Raw genomic sequence first — 16,648 nt, forward strand, 5'->3', positions numbered from 1 at the left:
TAGGTCTAAAATTCCGCTGCGTCTGGCCCCCATGTCCATGGGATCGGCCAGCACCCGGATCAGCGGATTTGCGATTGACTTTGCCAAGCACTGCACCACTAAAGTGCATTCAAAGCTGCAGCAAAGCCTGTGAATTATAGCATGCACCACAGACAAGGAAACCCATGTCCAGCGAGCCCTGTTTCCCCCCTCCCCTGCGCGTGACAGCCGGTGATGCCCTGCAGCAGCTGCCTCTGCATGATGTGGCCGGCACCCGCACGATCGAGGCCCAGGGACTGGCCACGGTCCCCCCGCGCACGCTGATGCGCCGCGCCGGCATGGCCGTGGCACGCGTGGCGTTGGCGATTGCCCCTCATGCCCAGAGGATATGGATCGCGTGCGGCCCCGGCAATAACGGCGGCGATGGTCTGCAGGCTGCTGCCTGCCTGCGTCAGGCTGGCAAGAATGTCCAGATCACCCTGCTGGCAGAACCCGACCGGCTGCCCAGCGACGCACGTGGCGCATGGGAGGATGCCCGTGCTGCAGGCGTTGCCTTTGTGGATGCCGCCCCTGCGCTGACGCCCGGGGATCTCTGCATCGACGCCCTGCTGGGAATAGGCGCACAGCGCCCACCTGCGGGACGGATGCTCGACAGCATCCTCGGTTTGCAGCATGCTCCTTGCCCGGTCCTGGCCATCGATGTTCCCACAGGTCTGCACCCGGATACGGGCACATGGCTCGACGATGCGGCACAGGGCACCCATGCAGTGCATGCCCAGCATACCCTGACGATGCTGACGCTCAAGCCGGGATTCTTCACGGGGCATGGGCGCGATGCCTGCGGACAGGTGTGGTGGGACGGACTGGGCATCTGCCGGCAAGGCCCTGCCGATGCGCACGCCGTGGCCTATCTGCAGGGAGCCTGCCTGAATGGAAAGAGTCATTCATCCAGCGCGTCCGCCGCCCTGCTGCCCCCCTATGCCAGCCACAAGGGCAGTTTTGGGGATGTATGCGTGGCAGGAGGAGCCCGTGGCATGACGGGAGCAGCCCTGCTGGCGGGCAGCGCCGCCCTTCATGCGGGAGCCGGCAGGGTGTATGTCGGACTTCTGACCTCTGACCGCCGGGCCACGGATGCAGCCCTGTCGCTGCAACCGGAATTGATGATCCGTTCGATAGGCGAGACCCCGGGTGCAGGTGTCGCATCAGCATGTCCCTGGACCACGTCCACAGTGGTGCTGGGATGCGGCGGCGGAGAAGCCGTGGCCGCCTGGACAGAGACGGTGTGCCTGACAGCTCCCCGCCTCGTGCTGGATGCCGATGGACTCAATGCCGTGGCTGGTTCGGATGTCCTGCAGGAGGCAGTGCGCAGTCGCCTGGAACGCGATCAGGTCACGATCCTGACCCCCCACCCTACGGAAGCAGCTCGCCTGCTGAAATCGAATACGGCCGCCGTCCAGGCGGATCGACTGGGAGCCGCGCAGCAGCTCGGCGAACGGCTGCAGGCCGTGGTGGTGCTCAAGGGGTCCGGGACCGTGGTGTGGGCCCCTGCGGTCTCGCCAGAGCCCACCAGTGTTCCGATGCGCAGCAATGCCCATCTGTGCATGCCCCTCCTGCACCGCCATCTGCCTCTGGTGCACCTGGCTGGCAATGCCCGCCTGTCGACTGCAGGCACAGGGGATGTTCTGGCAGGGTGCATTGCCGGATATTGGGCACAGCTGACCTCATCGGTCGATACGCATTCGACACCGGCGTGCGCACTGTCCGCCGCATGCCGTGCCAGCAGCCTGGGGGTACAGGCCCATGGCAGCGTGGCCGATGGCTGGGCCTTGTCCGAGACTCTGACGGCAGGTGCGGTAGCCCGTCACATTCCCCGATTGCACGTCGGGGCGTGAAGCGCAGACAGCGTTCAGCCCCTGCGGGAGCTCTGGGCGCCGCGTGCCGGCTTGCCTGCGGAAGACTTCTTGCGCGCTGCGGACTTGCGCTGGGCTACGGCGGACTTGGCTCCGGGCTTCGCACGCTTGCCTGCTGCGGTGTCGTCCCGCGCCGAACCTGCATCGGTCGCCTTGCGCCGGCGGCTCGAAGCGGGGTTCCAGACTTCCTCCTCGACGCCATGGGGCACATCCGGCAAGACATCGGCTGCCGTCTCTGCTGGCTGCACCTGCTTCGCGGGACGTGTGCCTGCCCTGCCTGTGCCTCGCCGTGCCGACTTGCGCGCAGGTGCATCGGCATCGTCGAGCGCTTCCCCGGCATGCACGAGCCGGAAGTCGATGCGACGCCCATCGAGATCGACCCGGATGACCTGAACCTGGACTCGTGCACCGAGCGAGAACCGCACGCCGGTGCGCTCGCCGCGCAGCTCCTGACGTGCCTCGTCGAATCTGAAATAGTCGCTTCCGAGTTCGGTGATGTGCACCAAGCCCTCGACATACATGGAATCGAGCGTGACGAACAGACCGAATCCCGTCACCGCGCTGACCGTGCCGCTGAATTCCTCGCCCAGGAACTGGCGCATGTACTTGCACTTGAGCCACGCCTCGACATCACGGCTTGCCTCGTCGGCGCGGCGTTCATTGGCACTGCAATGCAGACCCGCAGCCTCCCAGGCCTGCACTTCGGCCGTTTTCTTGCGCGGCTTGATGCCGGGAGCCTTGACACGTGCTGCTGCAGTCTTTTCGAGCCGGCGGGCGAGTTTTTCCTGTGCTTCGCCAGGAGTGGGCAGCGCGGGAAGCTCATAGCGCTCGTTGCGCAGGATGGACTTGATGACACGGTGCACCAGCAGATCGGGGTAACGTCGAATCGGGCTGGTGAAGTGGGTGTAGGCATCGTAGGCCAGCCCGAAGTGCCCACTGTTGATGGGGGTGTAGATCGCCTGCTGCATGCTCCGCAGCAGCATGGTGTGAATCTGCTCGGCGTCGGGACGATCCTTCGTCGCCTCGGCAATGGCCGCGAACTCATGGGTTTCTGGTTCATCGCTCACGCTCATGGCCACGCCCATGGTGCGCAGGTAGTTGCGCAGCACCTCGACTTTTTCGGGGGTGGGCCCCTCGTGCACACGGTACAGACAGGGGCGCTTGCTGCGAGCGATGAAATCGGATGCACAGACGTTGGCCGCCAGCATGGCCTCTTCGATGAGCTTGTGGGCCTCGTTGCGCACCCGGGGGACGATCTTCTCGATGCGACCGTTCTCGTCGCAGACGATCTGGGTTTCGACAGTCTCGAGATCGATGGCTCCGCGGGCCTCGCGTGCGTGCAGCAGAGACTGGTATGCACCGTGCAGGTTGAGCAGGTCGTCGACGCGCTCGGCGAACCGACGCGCCTCGATGCCGCGGGTGTTGGAGAGAATGGCCGCCACCTGCGTGTAGGTGAAACGGGCATGGCTGTGCATGACGGCCGGATAGAACTGGTAGGCGTGCAGTTCGCCCTCGGAGGTGATCAGCATGTCACAGACCATGCACAGGCGATCCACCTCGGGGTTCAGGGAACACAGGCCGTTGGAGAGCTTCTCGGGCAGCATGGGAATGACGCGGCGCGGGAAATAAACACTGGTGGCACGTTCGTAGGCATCGATGTCGATGGCATTGCCGGTGTGCACGTAATGGCTCACGTCGGCAATGGCCACCAGCAGGCGCCAGCCCTTGCGGGCAGACTTGCCGCGCCCCCCCAGTGTGGCGGGCTCAAAGTAGACCGCATCCACAAAATCGCGTGCGTCCTCGCCGTCGATGGTGACGAGCGGCACATCGGTGAGATCGACGCGGCCCTGACAGTCGCGGAGCTGCACGGTGGCCGGCAGCGCCTTGGCAACCTGCAGACAGGCATCGGAGAACACGTGGGGCACACCGTACTTGCGCACGGCGATCTCGATTTCCATGCCAGGGTCGTCCACCTCGCCCAGCACTTCGGCCACCCGTCCGACGGGCTGGCCATAGAGCGCCGGAGGCTCGGTGAGTTCGACCACCACCACCTGCCCGGCACTGGCCGCGCCGATGGCGTCACGGGGGATGAGCACATCCTGGCCATAGCGCTTGTCCTCGGGGGCGACGAGCCAGACTCCGTTTTCCTGGAGCAGGCGACCGATGAGTGGCTGGGTGCTGCGTTCGAGAATTTCGAGCACCTTGCCTTCGGGGCGCCCCTTGCGGTCGTAGCGCGCCACGCGCGCCTTGATGCGATCCTTGTGAAGCACAGCCCGCATTTCATTCGGCGGCAGATAGATATCCACGCCCCCGTCGTCAGGGATGAGGAAACCATGTCCGTCGCGATGCCCCTGCACCACACCGATGATTTCCTGTTCGATTTTTCGTTCCATGTTTGTTTTTTTCATATTTGACTGCTAGAATAGCAGCTTCTTTCAGTTGCTGCCCAGGTGGCGGAATTGGTAGACGCACTAGTTTCAGGTACTAGCGAGTAACATCGTGGAGGTTCGAGTCCTCTCCTGGGCACCAGCGACTGCAAAGAATCATCATAGCCGCCGAAAGGTGGCTTTTTTGTGGTGATGCCATAAAAGCAGAAAAGTATCGATGATCCGCTTGCAGGTCATTGAAAACGGCACAGGCCCTGCTACAATCGCGCATCCACAGCTGGCCCAGGTGGCGGAATTGGTAGACGCACTAGTTTCAGGTACTAGCGAGTAACATCGTGGAGGTTCGAGTCCTCTCCTGGGCACCAGCACACAAGACAGCATCCGGTCGATGATCGGCATGCACCTGCAAACAAACCGCCGCAAGGCGGTTTTTTGTTGCCTGCTGGATTTTCCGTGCATGCGTGCCGGAGCCTTCCCCCGGCACGAGACATCAGGGTGCACGGCGGTCGCGCGGAGCGAAGGTCACTTTCAGCCCCCCCAGCCGCTCGCTGCGCGACACACAAGGCATGTAGCCGTACAGGGCAGCGATGCGCTGGACGATGGACCAGCCCAGCCCACTGCCGGTGGCCTGGTTGCCGAGCACACGGAAAAACCGCTTGCCGAGCTGCTGCATGTCTTCATCGCGCATGCCGGGACCGCTGTCCTCGACGGTGCAGCTCAGGGCGTCGGCCCCCTGCTGGCAGAGCGTGACCTGCACCTGGGCACCGTCCGGGCTGTAGCGCAGGGCGTTGTCGAGCAGGTTGCGCAGCAGGACGGCGGCCAGCGCCGGTGTCAGGGTGGCGTAGAGCGCGGGAGGCGCCTCCCATGCAATGGTCTGATGATGGGGCACGGCCCAGGTGGCGGTCAGATCCGCCACGACCTGTCGCATGGCAGGCAGCACGTCGACCGTCTGGGGAACGTCAGGGTGTGCACCGCAGCTCCCTTTTTCCACGGCGGCTTCGGCACGCCGGTCCGATTCGAGCCTGGCAAGCTGAAGCAGCTGCTCCACGAGGCGGGTAGCACGGTCGCAGCCCTGCAGCACGCCTGCGAGAGCCGTGGCACGTTCGGGTTCGGTGCGGGCCCCTTCTGCCACTTGGGCCATCATGCGAATGGCCGCAATGGGCGTGCGCAGCTCGTGTGCGGCATCGGCGGTGAAGCGGCGCTCCTGCTGCAGCATCTCGCCGATGCGGCCGAACAGTTCATTGAGGGCCTGCACCAGAGGAGCGACCTCGCGCGGCATGCGGTCGATGGCCAGCGGGCTGTGGTCCTGCGGGGTGCGGCCGGCAATCTGGCGCCCGATCTGCGTCAGGGGGCGCATGGCGCGGCGCAAGCCCCACCAGAGCACGAGGGCCAGCAGCGGATAGGCCACTATCAGGGAGACCATGAGGGTTTCGACGCTGGCACGGACGATCTGCTGGCGCGCCTCGATGCGTTCGGCCACGATGATGCGCACATCGTGCTCCCGCCCCGGAAGGGCATATGCACGCCAGCCATGATGCCCCTCCCCTACCGTGGAAAAACCGGTGGTCTGGGCGGGCGGCACGAGGGGGGTATCGGGAGCCTGTGCCGAACGCACGAGCAACTGTTCCCCCTGCCAGACCTGAAAGATCACGGGCACCCGGTAGCGATGGTGGTCGGCTGTCTCCTCGTCCCCAAGGGGGCGCCATTCGATTTCCTCGTCGCGGATGTCATCCACGGGCTGTGCCGCCAGCAGATTGGCCGTCTGTGCGAGGTGCATGTCGAGCAGATGGCCGACTTCCTGCTTGTTGTGCTGGTAGGTGCCGAGGCTGACCAGGATCCAGATGACGGACAGGATGCCCAGCAGGAGGGCCAGCAGGCGCCCCTGCATGCTGTAGAGCCGGGGCTGGTGCCCCGGTGCCTGGGCAGACGCCCCATCGGACGGAGGAGAGACGGCGGGAGCGCTCATGCCGCCTCGGCGGGAATGAGATAGCCCACGCCACGCACGGTGTCGATGAGATCGCTGCCGCATTTGCGACGCAGATGGTAGATGTGGACCTCGACCGCATTGCTGGCAACTTCACTGCCCCAGGGATAGATCTGCTGTTCGAGCTGGGTGCGACTCATGACCCGTCCACGGTTGCGCATGAGGGCATGGAGCAGATCGAATTCGCGCTGGGAAAGATCGATGATTTGCCCCTGCTGGGTGACCTGGTGCGCCACGGGGTCGAGCATGAGGTCGCCGACCCGAAGCACGGTATGGGGCAATCCATGGGCACGGCGCACCAGTGCGCGGAGACGGGCGGCAAGCTCGTGCAGATCCACGGGCTTGACGACGTAGTCATCGGCACCGCCGTCGAGCCCGTCGATGCGGGACCGGACGGCATCGCGGGCAGTGAGCACGAGGATGGGCAGGGTCTGGCGCCGCTCCCGCAGCGCATGCAGCACCTCCATGCCGTCGAGCCGCGGCAGGCCCAGGTCGAGCACCAGGGCTTCGTAGTCCGAGGCCAAAGCCTCGCGCAATGCAGCCTGTCCGTCGCGGACCCAGTCCACCTGGAAGCCCTGCTGCTGCAGGCCAGCTCGGATGGCGGCGCCGAGCAGGTCATCGTCTTCTGCGAGCAGGATACGCATCTGTGTTCTCCTTGAGGTGCGTTGGGGACATCATTCTGCCGGGATTCACAGCAGGCTCGCCTGTGCCTGCCACCAGTACCATGCGGCAAAGGCGATCAGGCTCAGGGCGAGTGCCCAGGCCAGTCCACTGCGATGGGAGGGGACGAGATCAGGGCCTCTGCCGGGCAGGCGGCCCGACCACATGACTATCATCAGATTCTGGCGCTGCCAGAAGCTTCGGGTCAGCAGCAGGGCCAGATGCAGCAGCACGACCACGAGCAAGGCGTTGCCCAGCGCATCATGCCACTCGGCCATGGATTCGCTCGCCCAATCGAACTCGACGAACCAGCCGCTGAGCCCTGCTGCCAGACTGAGCACGAGCAAGGTGGGGATGACCATCTGGGACAGCTGGGCCAGTGCCTGGCGGAGTCGTGCGGCGGGCTGGCGACGCCATTCCTGCCATACCACCCGATGGCGATGGGCTGCCAGCCATTGCCAGCCCGCCCGAAGGCGCAGCCACCAAGCCGTGAAGCGGGCCGATGGCGGCCCGACCACGGCCCATGCCAGTCTGAAGGCAAGCGCCAGCAGCAGCACGTAGCCCGCGATCACATGCCAAAGGCGCCAGGCCTCCCCTTCGGCCGTCAGATAGGCCACGAGAAAGGACAGGGCCATGCCGGCATGGGCCACGCGGGTCGGGGCGTCCTTGACGAGACGTCCCGGGCCGGGATGAAGGGCAGCAGCAGGGGTGCGCTCCCTTTGCCCGGCAGAATGGGGGCCGGGCGGGAAATGCAACAGGGACATGAAAAAACTCCGGAAGATGCGACGGGATGCGGGATGCAATACCGCGCGGCCTCAGCGTGGAATGCGCACGCGGTCCTCGTCGTAGTCGCCCTTGTCGGCACCGCGGTGGCAGGCCATGCAGTTGGCTGGACTGCGGATGGAAGCCCGCTTGAATGTGCTGGCAGCGATTTCGTGGTGCTTGTGGACAAACCAGCGGCTGCGCGTGATGCGGTCCTGCGGAGGACGCTCCGTGTCCGTGCGGCGTCCCTGGCCGGCTTCCTTCTGCAGGTACTGGCTGATGGTGCGTGCAGTGGCCGCATCCACGGAAGCATCGGTGCCGTAGTGGCGGGACAGGGAGCCCATGATGGCATTCCAGGAACTGGCCGGCAGCATGCGGGGATCGTAGGCCATGTGGCAGGCGGCACATTCCTGCCGGTAGGCGGGGGGCATGGCGGCCACGCGGGACGCGGCAGCCGGACGGCCTTCGTGTCCATGGTGTTCCTCCCGGCCTTCGTGGCGCGAGGAGAAGTGACTTCCCTCTGCATGCTCGTCGTCGTCCGCATGGGCGCTGGTGGCCAGTACGATCAGTCCCGAAGCGACAGCCACCAGCATGGGAATGGCCAGAAGGGCCCAGCGGCCGGGAGTCCATGAACGAATTCGTGCGATCAAACGCATGGCGATGCTCCGTAGGAAAATTCAGAAAGAAGGGACATCAGCCCGCTTCAGCGGATCGTGGTGACGTAAGCCAGAAAGTCGGCCTTCTCGCGAGGCGTGCATTCGCGATGCAGCACATCGTTGCAATTGCGGCGGAACCATTTGTCCACCTTGGCGGTTTCGGTGAAGCGACGCGGGTTGGCCGCAGGAGCCAGGGGCTCGATGCTCTTGCCGGTGGAAGCATGCTTGCCCATGCCCCGGGGAGTCGTGCCATGGCACGAGGCACAGCTCCATTCCGCACCGTGGCGGCTGGCATAGAACTGTTGCCCGCGCGCGGCGACTCCCACCCCACCGGCGGCCTGCTGCCAGCGCTGCAGCTGCTGTGCGGGACTGGTGTCTGCCGCAAAGGCCGGGGAGACGCCGGAAAGTGCCGCCAGCCCCGCCAGAACCAGCGACCACGAAAATGAACGCGCATGCATGGAAAACCTCCTGATCGATAAAGACATGAGGCCCCGGGGGCATGCGCGCACTGCAGAGATCAGGAAGATCCAGACCGATTCAGCCAAGACGGGTGGGCCGCTGGGAACTGTCCTGCACATGTCGTCACGCCTCAAAGGGCATGACGCGATCATGGTCTTTGCATCTGAAGCGGCTCTTAAATCGACAGGCCGGATATGGGCTGCAGTACCGTGTGCCACACGCAAAAAAAACGGACCGATGTCATCGGCCCGCGAGGTAGTGGAAACAGGAAGGACGCGGCTCGCCCCCCTCCGGCTGCAGCCACCTTGCGGCAGCTGCAAAGAACCGGCGTGGAGGGTGGGCTGCGCCTTTGCCCGCGTCAGGATTTGCGCATCAACACCTTGAGCGCCTGCTGCAGACGCCGCGCCTGGGCAGCGTCGTAGCCACTGCCCAGCACTGTGGCCACATCGGCTCCCCAGGTTTCCCGGGGGCTCGGATCGTTGCGCCGCGTGAGCAGCTGCAGCTGCAGGGCACGGCGTGCGTCGAGCTGATCGGCCGGCGTAGGCACTTCGGCTGCCATTTCCAGACGCAACAGGGCTGTGGCAGCCTCGCCGTGAGGAGCGGCAGACAGCGCAGCGACCCACTGGTTGCGCAGAGCGCCGGTGACGCGCTTGCCCAACTCGCTGGCCGGAGGAAGCGCATCCGCCTGGCGCTGTTCCCAGGCACCGAGCAGATGGGTGAGCGTGGCGCCATGCGCCTGCTCGCTGAGCTTGCGCAGGGCTGCCTGCGCATGATCCATGGCATCACGCTGGGCTCGGAAGGCGGTATCTCCAAGGCGCGGGCCACGCGGGGCGCGTTCGGGGCGATCTCCGAAACGGCCACCTCGATCCCCAGGACGGGCTCCCCGGCCTGCTGGACCCCGGCGCTCCTGCCCTGCAGCAGCGGCAGAGCTGCCCGCTCCCGCTGCACCGCGAGCCTGAGGCCGATCATCTCCCCGCACGGCAATGGCCGGACGGTGCTGAACGGCACTGGCCGCAGGAGCGCGGGGTGCACCTTCTTCGGCAGCAGCTGCTTCGGGTGCAGCAGCCTCAGTGGCTGCCTCTGCATGCGGGGCAGCCGCAGCAGCTCCCTCGGCCGTCTGTGGCGAGGTTGCCGACTGGCGCATGGCGTCTTCCAGTGCCTGCACGGCTTGCAGAATGGCCTGGGCATCGCCAGATGCGTTGGCGGCTTCGAGGGCACGCGATGCGTCCAGCACCTGCTGGTCGTGGGCACTCAGGGCAGCCTGCACCTGTTCGCGCTGCTGGCTCTTGCGCTGGAAAGCCTCGTCGATGGGCTTGCGGAAGGCATCCCAGAGCTTCTGCTCGTGCTTGCGATCGAGCGGCACGTTCTGCGCTTCCTGCTGCCAGCGCTGCTGCAGCGCCTTGACGGCATCGATGCGCAGACTCGCGGCCTCGCCGAGCTTGCCGGCTTCCTCGATCATGGCCTGGCGCAGTGCAATGCTGGCCTTCTGGGCAGCTTCGAGCGGCGCACTGGCCTGGGCCACTGCGGCTTTCCAGCGAGGCTGCAGGTCGGCAAACACCTTTTCGCTCAGATGCCCAGCCTCGCGCCAACGGCGGGAAAAAGCCAGCAGTTCGCGGTGGGCGGTCTTCCAGTCGGCAGCACCCTGTTCTGCCTGCGCGGTGAGCCTGTCGCCCCACTGGCGCAGCTCATCGATCAGACGCACGCGGGCAGCCTTGTGCTCGGCAGCGTGTTCCTTCATGGTGGACAGCCAGGCCTCGACGATGCGGTAGGCGTCGTTGCATGCCGTATCAAACCGCTTCCAGAGGGCGTGATTGGGTGTGCCACCCTGATCGGTCTGTTTCCACTGTTCACGCAGCTGGCGCAGGGTTTCCTGCAGCTTGCGGGGAGTGAGCTTGCTCACGGGCAGGGCACGCGGAGCCTCGGCCTGCGAGCCTTCCGCCGGAGTGGCAGTCTGTGCCACTGCGGAAGCGTCGCCGGACGGCGCCACAGGTGGTTGTGCGGGCCCTGCGGCAGGGGCTTCGGCTGGCTCTGCAGTGCCGGCACTTGCAGGAGGCTCCTGCGCAGGAGCAGATTCCGCGGCAGCGGCGACTGCCTCCCCCGGAGCCGCTGCTGCCGCGTCGGGCATGGATTCAGCCACCGGCGCCTCAGGAGCAGCCTCGCCCGTCGGAGCCTGTGCCTGCACTGCGGCAGCAGAATCGGCCTCGGCCACAGGGGCGGGGGCCGCACTTTCCGGGGCCTCTCGCGGTGCAGGGGGGGATGCGCGTTCGATGAGCGCTTCGGCCTTCTGCACCAGCTCCTGCCGGATCTGGTCGGCACGCCAGCGCTGCCAGCCTTCGAGCTCGCCAGCCGAAGCGAGTGCCGCATGGGCCTTGCCTTCGACCTCGGCGCCCAGCAGCTTGCGATGCTCCTTGAGGGCCTGGCGCAGGGTCTGTGCAGCAGTCACGCCAGCCTTGCTGTGTCCGCCCTTGAGTTCCTGTTCGAGGCGAGCGATGGCTGCCAGCACGGCAGCCTGTGCCTCTTCACGGCGCTTGGCCTGCGCTGCCGTCTTTTCGGCGGCAGCGGCCTGGTCTTCGGCACTGAGCGTTTCCGCAGCAGGCTCCACGCTTTCTCCGCGCAGCGCGCGCAGCTCGTCGGCCCAGACGGGCACGGCCGGAAGGGGCTGTGCGGCGTCGGCCACCGCAGCACGGGTCTGTGCCAGTGCCTCGTCGAAAGCCTGCACGACCAGCTGGAGCTGCTGCGTGGAGCTGTCGAGCTGGGTGGCAAAACGCGGATCGACGCTCGACCAGTTGGCATCCTGCTGCAGTTCCTGCACCTGGGTCTGCCAATGGGCCACGTCGGCCTGCAGGGCGGCCTGGGCGGCATCGGCATCCTGCCAGCTCTTGGTGGAGAGCACTTCCACGCGCTGGGCGAGCAGCACGGCGGCTTCGCGCTGGATCTGGGTACGGGTCTGCAGATCCTCGATGCCCTTGACGCGCTCGGCCAGACGCTGCTTGAGGGATGCGAGCGGCTCCTTGCTGAGAGGAGCACCGGCCTTGGCCGCATCGCGCTGCCAGGCCATGGCGTCTGCAATGTTGAGTCGACGTGCATCGAGCAGCGCCTCGGCCTTGGCTGCCCACTCGACTCCGAGCTGCTCCTGACCCTTGCTGCGCTTGATCTCATCGAGCTTTTCGCGCAAGGCCTTGGCAGCACCCTTGTCGCGCGCGCTCAGCTCCTTGTAGACCTGCTGCATGTCGGCGGGATCGGGATCGGTGGCCATCCAGGCGCGCACGCGCGCTGCACGATCACCGGACGTGGGGGCAGAAAACACTCCCCCGGTCAGGGCGTCGAGGGGATGCGTGGCAGACACGGGCTTGCCAGCGGCCTGATCGGCAGCCGGCACTGCGGAAGGCTCGCGGGATTCGGCCTTGTCGGAATCACCAAAGAGGGGGAAACGGATCATGACGGTTGCATTCCAGAAATCAGTACATGTCCACCGTGGGCGCGAACTGCAAAACAGGAGCACTCGACTGGCGGACAAAAGAGTATTTTGCCCGCTTTTTGGCACACGCCGCCCAACTGGGGCCGAGCAAGGCCCTGCAGACACCGCCAGCGGCGGCGGCAGCCTCCGCGTGATGCGAGCGCTCCGCCATGCCCGACAGCCCCGCTGGGGAGGAGTGTCACACCCGAAACAGAACGCCTGCTGTCGTCTGAATGACATGTCGGTATCCGCTTGTATCAGGGAGTCCACCCGGTGCTGCGCCATAGTAAGGTGAAGGCAGTCACAGGCCTTTTGCCGGCTCCGCGCAAAGAAAAGAGAGGCCTCCCACAGAACCGGCATCTTCTTGTCTGCATGCCATGTCCAGTCGCCCGGAGCACCCCACGCCATGCCGTCCACTTCTGATCCTGCATCCCCCTCATCCACACCGCCCGGCGGCCTGAGTTCGGTCGAGGCGGCCCGCCTGCTCTCCGAACACGGTCCCAATGCACTGGCCGAAAAGCGCCAGAGTGTGTGGGTCAAGCTGTTTTCGTATGTCTGGGGCCCCATTCCCTGGATGATCGAGGCGGCTGCGATCCTGTCGGCCATTGCGGGGGACTGGTCCGACTTTGCCATCATTGCGCTGATGCTGGTAGTCAATGCCGGCGTGGCCTTCTGGCAGGAGCACAAAGCCGATGACGCCATTGCCCTGCTCAGAAAGAAACTGGCAGCGCAGGCCCGCGTGCTGCGAGACGGCCACTGGCTCGATGTGCCGGCAAGCGAGCTGGTTCCTGGCGACATCGTGCATGTGGAGCTGGGCGACATCGTGCCGGCAGATCTCGTTCTGCTCTCGGGCAATACCCTGTCGATCGATCAATCGACCCTCACGGGGGAATCGCTGCCGGTCGACAAAGGCGTGGGCGAAACGGCTTACTCCGGCTCCATCGTCCGCATGGGGCAGATGACAGCGCGGGTCACGGCCACCGGCATGAGTACCTATTTCGGCAGGACGGCCGCACTGGTCGAAACCGCCGGTGCTCCCTCGCATTTCCAGCAGGCTGTGCTGAAAATCGGCAATGCCCTCATTGTCGGCACGCTGGTGCTCGTGGCCATTGTGCTGGCCGTGGCATGGTGGCGTCATGAACCCATGCTCGACTCGCTCAAATTCGCACTCATCCTGACCGTAGCAGCCATTCCGGTCGCGTTGCCTGCGGTGCTGTCGGTGACGATGGCCGTGGGCGCCTCCGTCCTGAGTCGGCTGGGAGCCATCGTATCGCGGCTCGCAGCGATCGAGGAACTCGCCGGCATGGATATACTGTGCTCGGACAAGACCGGCACCCTGACCCAGAACAGGCTCACGGTGGCCACTCCTCAGCTCGTATCGGGCGCTTCGGCAGATCAGGTGCTGCTGGTGGCCGGACTGGCCAGTGCTCCTGCCAGTACCGACGCCATAGATTCGGCCATCCTCACAGCTGCAGCCCACACGCTGCAGAACCATACAGTCACCCCCATCGACTTCCACCCCTTCGATCCGGTGCGCAAGCTCACCGAAGCACGTGTCACCCTCGACGGGCATCCCCTCACCGTGGCCAAGGGAGCCCCTCAGGCCATCGTGGCCTGGTGTGGTGCGGACGATGCGGTGCATGCCCGGGTCAGTGCCCTTGTGGAACAGCTGGCAGAAGGCGGCTACCGCGCTCTGGCAGTAGGCATGGCCGACTCGCAGGGACAGCGCATCCTGCTGGGCCTCCTGCCTTTGTTCGACCCCCCTCGCCCCGACAGTGCCGACACACTCTCTGCCCTGCGCAAACTGGGCATCCAGGTGCGCATGGTGACCGGAGACCACATCGCCATTGCACGCCAGATCGGACGAAAGCTCGGCATGGGCGATGATTTCGTGACGGCAAGCCAAGCCTTCCCGGACCAGCACGGGCCGGATGCACACGCTCTGCTGTCCCATGACGGCTATGCCGAAGTCTTCCCGGAACACAAGTTCCGCATCGTGAAGACTTTGCAATCCGGCGGCCATCTGGTCGGCATGACCGGCGATGGCGTCAACGATGCACCCGCCCTGCGTCAGGCCGATGTAGGCATTGCCGTGAGTGGTGCAACCGACGCAGCCCGTGCGGCAGCCGACCTCGTGCTCACCGAACCAGGGCTCGGCGTCATCCGCAGTGCGGTAGAAGAATCGCGACGCATTTTTCAGCGCATGACCGCCTATGCGGTCTACCGCATCAGCGAAACGGTACGGGTCATGCTTTTCATGAGCCTTTCGATCATCGTGTTCCAGTTCTATCCGGTCACTGCCATCATGATCGTGCTGCTCGCGCTGCTCAACGATTTCCCGATCATGATGATCGCCTACGACAATGCCGTGCCCGCTCCCGATCCGGTCCGCTGGGACATGCACCGCATCCTGATGCTCGCCGGCATCCTCGGAGGCCTCGGCCTGATTTCAAGTTTCGGCATGTTCTGGCTTGCCGAAAACGTCTGGCAGCTGCCTCGGCCAGTCACTCAGACACTCATCTTTCTCAAGCTGCTCGTTGCGGGCCACATGACGCTGTACCTCGCACGCAACGACGGCCATTTCTGGGACAAGCCCTGGCCCAGCCTGCGTCTCTTCCTGACCACCGAAGCCACGCAGGTGGCAGGCACCCTGGCTGCCGTCTACGGCTGGTTCGTGCATCCCATCGGATGGCGGCTGGCCCTCATCGTCTGGATCTATGCCTTTGCATGGTTCCTGTTCAACAACATGGTCAAGCGGGCCGTGCTGCGGTTCTGGGATCGGCATTCTTCCCGTCCCGTGGTACTGTGATACGGGTTTTCCCTTATTCCTGCGCCTGCGTTCTGCCACGGGCTCTCTTCATTTCCTTCATCCACAGGAGATTTCCTCATGACCACAGCCTCTGCCACCACTGCTGAGCACGGCACCCCTCACACCAGGACGCACTCCCCCGCCCAGGCGCACTATTCCCTTCCGGTGTTCTGGCCGCTGGAACTGATGACGGCCCTGGGACAGGAAGGCTTCAAGACCGTCATGCGCGGCTTCGATACCGCCACCGAAGCCCTGAAGCTCAACGTGGGCCTCGAAGCCAAGTTCGCCACCCCCAACCGCATTCTGCTGGAACTCAACACCATGCGGCTGCGCGACTTCTCGGTCGAGGGCGAAACCAGCACCGAGATCCCCACTCTCATCGATGCCCCCTTTGCAGGCCACCCCTCCACCATCGCCGACTACACCAAGGGCCAAAGTCTTGTCGAGACCATGATGGCCAACGGGCTGCGCCGCGTCTACGTCACCGACTGGCGCAGCGCCACTCTGGACATGAAGGACTACAACATCGACCACTACCTTGCCGAACTGAATGTGGTGGTCGACGAGCTCGGCGGACAGGTCAACCTCGTGGGCCTGTGCCAGGGGGGCTGGATGGTTGCCATGTACGCGGCACGCTACCCCGCCAAGGTGCGCAGCCTCGTGCTCGCAGGCTCGCCCATCGACACCAATGCCGGCCATGGCCCGATCCGCGAAATGGCCCACAAGATGAAAATGTCCGATTTTCAGCGTCTGGTGCGGCTCGGAGGGGGACTCATGCTGGGACGCTTCATGCTTGCCGCCTGGAAAAACATGCATCCCGAACAGCATTACTTCCGCAAGTACGTGGATCTGTTCGAGAACATCAACGACCCTGCCTACGTGCACAAGGAAGAAGCCTTCGAGGCCTGGTACGAAAATCCCATCAACCTCCCGGGACGGTGGTATCTACAAGCCGTGGAACAGCTCTTCAAGGAGAACCGCCTGGCCAAGGGCACCTTCGTCGGACTCGGCAAGCGTCTCTCGCTCGGAGACATCCACTGCCCCGTCACGCTGCTGGCCGGCGAGTCCGACGACATCACCACCAAGGAACAGGTCTTCGACGCTGACAAGTATCTCGGCACCCCTGCCTCGGACATCGTCAAGCTGCTCGTCCCCGGTGGCCACATCGGCCTGTTCATGGGCAGCCACACCCTGCGCGACACCTGGCCAGGCATTGCCCAATGGATCGCCCGGGTATCGGCCTGAGGCCCTGATCCAGCTCCAGCAGCATCCAGACTGTCCGAGACCCGCGCCGACAGTCTGTTTCCTGCTTGCAATCGTCCCCAGTGCTCCGGGCAGGTGCAGCAGGATGCCTGGTGCAGCACGCTGTACTTCTTTTTTGCCGATTTCACATCCCGTTGCACACGGTTGCAGACCTGCCCTCAGGAGATCAGCGGATCACCGCGCTGCCGATCCCCGCGCAGGCCGTGCACCCGCAGGACAGGCCGCCCTGCGCTCGGGCTGCATGTCTCCTGACCTCCCGTGCAGGGCCACGCGCTCCAGTCCACAGGCGCTCGCTCAGACACTGCATGGCAGGACGCCTGCG

The 16,648-nt window shown here is 65.0% G+C and carries 10 protein-coding genes and 2 tRNA genes; 5 read left to right on the forward strand and 7 right to left on the reverse strand.

Annotated elements, in window-relative coordinates:
• The first annotated feature begins 164 nt into the window (after positions 1–164).
• Positions 165–1,871 carry an NAD(P)H-hydrate epimerase gene (locus tag ACE3P9_RS01940; protein ID WP_374491400.1) on the forward strand — a complete coding sequence of 569 codons (1,707 nt, stop codon included), beginning with the start codon at positions 165–167 and terminating at the stop codon, positions 1,869–1,871.
• A 14-nt stretch (positions 1,872–1,885) separates the two neighbouring features.
• Here the strand turns inward: ACE3P9_RS01940 and rnr are convergent, their stop codons facing one another.
• Positions 1,886–4,282: a ribonuclease R gene (gene rnr, locus ACE3P9_RS01945; RefSeq protein ID WP_374491402.1), complete on the reverse strand. Its 2,397-nt coding sequence runs from the start codon at positions 4,280–4,282 to the stop codon at positions 1,886–1,888.
• Between the two features lie 51 nt (positions 4,283–4,333).
• Between rnr and ACE3P9_RS01950 the strand changes: the two genes are divergently transcribed.
• Both ACE3P9_RS01950 and ACE3P9_RS01955 read left to right on the forward strand, forming a co-directional pair.
• Positions 4,334–4,418 (forward strand) — tRNA-Leu (locus ACE3P9_RS01950).
• Between the two features lie 138 nt (positions 4,419–4,556).
• Positions 4,557–4,641 (forward strand) — tRNA-Leu (locus ACE3P9_RS01955).
• Positions 4,642–4,766: 125 nt separating this feature from the next.
• On the opposite strand, the gene ACE3P9_RS01960 is transcribed toward ACE3P9_RS01955, so the two are convergent.
• From ACE3P9_RS01960 to ACE3P9_RS01985, 6 genes are all read right to left on the reverse strand, one after another.
• Entirely contained in the window at positions 4,767–6,242 is a 1,476-nt protein-coding gene (locus tag ACE3P9_RS01960) for an ATP-binding protein (protein WP_374491404.1), read from the reverse strand.
• The gene (locus ACE3P9_RS01965) at positions 6,239–6,904 is read right to left on the reverse strand and encodes a response regulator (RefSeq protein ID WP_374491406.1); all 666 of its coding nucleotides are present in this window, start codon (positions 6,902–6,904) and stop codon (positions 6,239–6,241) included. The genes ACE3P9_RS01960 and ACE3P9_RS01965 overlap by 4 nt, the downstream gene beginning before the upstream one ends.
• A 45-nt stretch (positions 6,905–6,949) precedes the next feature.
• Entirely contained in the window at positions 6,950–7,684 is a 735-nt protein-coding gene (locus ACE3P9_RS01970; RefSeq protein WP_374491408.1) for a cytochrome b/b6 domain-containing protein, read from the reverse strand.
• 51 nt (positions 7,685–7,735) lie between these two features.
• Complete coding sequence (locus tag ACE3P9_RS01975) at positions 7,736–8,338, reverse strand: diheme cytochrome c (RefSeq protein ID WP_374491410.1); 603 nt, start codon at positions 8,336–8,338, stop codon at positions 7,736–7,738.
• Positions 8,339–8,385: 47 nt separating this feature from the next.
• Entirely contained in the window at positions 8,386–8,796 is a 411-nt protein-coding gene (locus ACE3P9_RS01980; protein ID WP_374491412.1) for a DUF1924 domain-containing protein, read from the reverse strand.
• Between the two features lie 359 nt (positions 8,797–9,155).
• The gene (locus ACE3P9_RS01985) at positions 9,156–12,236 is read right to left on the reverse strand and encodes a DUF349 domain-containing protein (RefSeq protein WP_374491415.1); all 3,081 of its coding nucleotides are present in this window, start codon (positions 12,234–12,236) and stop codon (positions 9,156–9,158) included.
• Between the two features lie 424 nt (positions 12,237–12,660).
• Here ACE3P9_RS01985 and ACE3P9_RS01990 point away from each other — a divergent pair, with 424 nt between their 5' ends.
• Both ACE3P9_RS01990 and ACE3P9_RS01995 read left to right on the forward strand, forming a co-directional pair.
• A complete protein-coding gene (locus tag ACE3P9_RS01990) occupies positions 12,661–15,063 on the forward strand; it encodes a plasma-membrane proton-efflux P-type ATPase (RefSeq protein ID WP_374491417.1) in 2,403 nt (800 codons plus the stop codon).
• A gap of 78 nt (positions 15,064–15,141) precedes the next feature.
• On the forward strand, positions 15,142–16,308 hold the full coding sequence (locus ACE3P9_RS01995) for an alpha/beta fold hydrolase (RefSeq protein ID WP_374491419.1): 1,167 nt from the start codon (positions 15,142–15,144) through the stop codon (positions 16,306–16,308).
• Positions 16,309–16,648 lie beyond the last annotated feature (340 nt).

This window comes from Allobrachymonas sp. (assembly GCF_041912815.1).
Classification (GTDB): Bacteria; Pseudomonadota; Gammaproteobacteria; order Burkholderiales; family Burkholderiaceae_C; genus Brachymonas.

Excerpts from the sequence above, each read along its gene's own strand:
- ACE3P9_RS01940 (WP_374491400.1), top strand. The coding sequence starts at position 165 with ATGTCCAGCGAGCCCTGTTTCCCCCCTCCCCTGCGCGTGACAGCCGGT.
- rnr (WP_374491402.1), bottom strand. The coding sequence starts at position 4,282 with ATGGAACGAAAAATCGAACAGGAAATCATCGGTGTGGTGCAGGGGCAT.
- ACE3P9_RS01960 (WP_374491404.1), bottom strand. The coding sequence starts at position 6,242 with ATGAGCGCTCCCGCCGTCTCTCCTCCGTCCGATGGGGCGTCTGCCCAG.
- ACE3P9_RS01965 (WP_374491406.1), bottom strand. The coding sequence starts at position 6,904 with ATGCGTATCCTGCTCGCAGAAGACGATGACCTGCTCGGCGCCGCCATC.
- ACE3P9_RS01970 (WP_374491408.1), bottom strand. The coding sequence starts at position 7,684 with ATGTCCCTGTTGCATTTCCCGCCCGGCCCCCATTCTGCCGGGCAAAGG.
- ACE3P9_RS01975 (WP_374491410.1), bottom strand. The coding sequence starts at position 8,338 with ATGCGTTTGATCGCACGAATTCGTTCATGGACTCCCGGCCGCTGGGCC.
- ACE3P9_RS01980 (WP_374491412.1), bottom strand. The coding sequence starts at position 8,796 with ATGCATGCGCGTTCATTTTCGTGGTCGCTGGTTCTGGCGGGGCTGGCG.
- ACE3P9_RS01985 (WP_374491415.1), bottom strand. The coding sequence starts at position 12,236 with ATGATCCGTTTCCCCCTCTTTGGTGATTCCGACAAGGCCGAATCCCGC.
- ACE3P9_RS01990 (WP_374491417.1), top strand. The coding sequence starts at position 12,661 with ATGCCGTCCACTTCTGATCCTGCATCCCCCTCATCCACACCGCCCGGC.
- ACE3P9_RS01995 (WP_374491419.1), top strand. The coding sequence starts at position 15,142 with ATGACCACAGCCTCTGCCACCACTGCTGAGCACGGCACCCCTCACACC.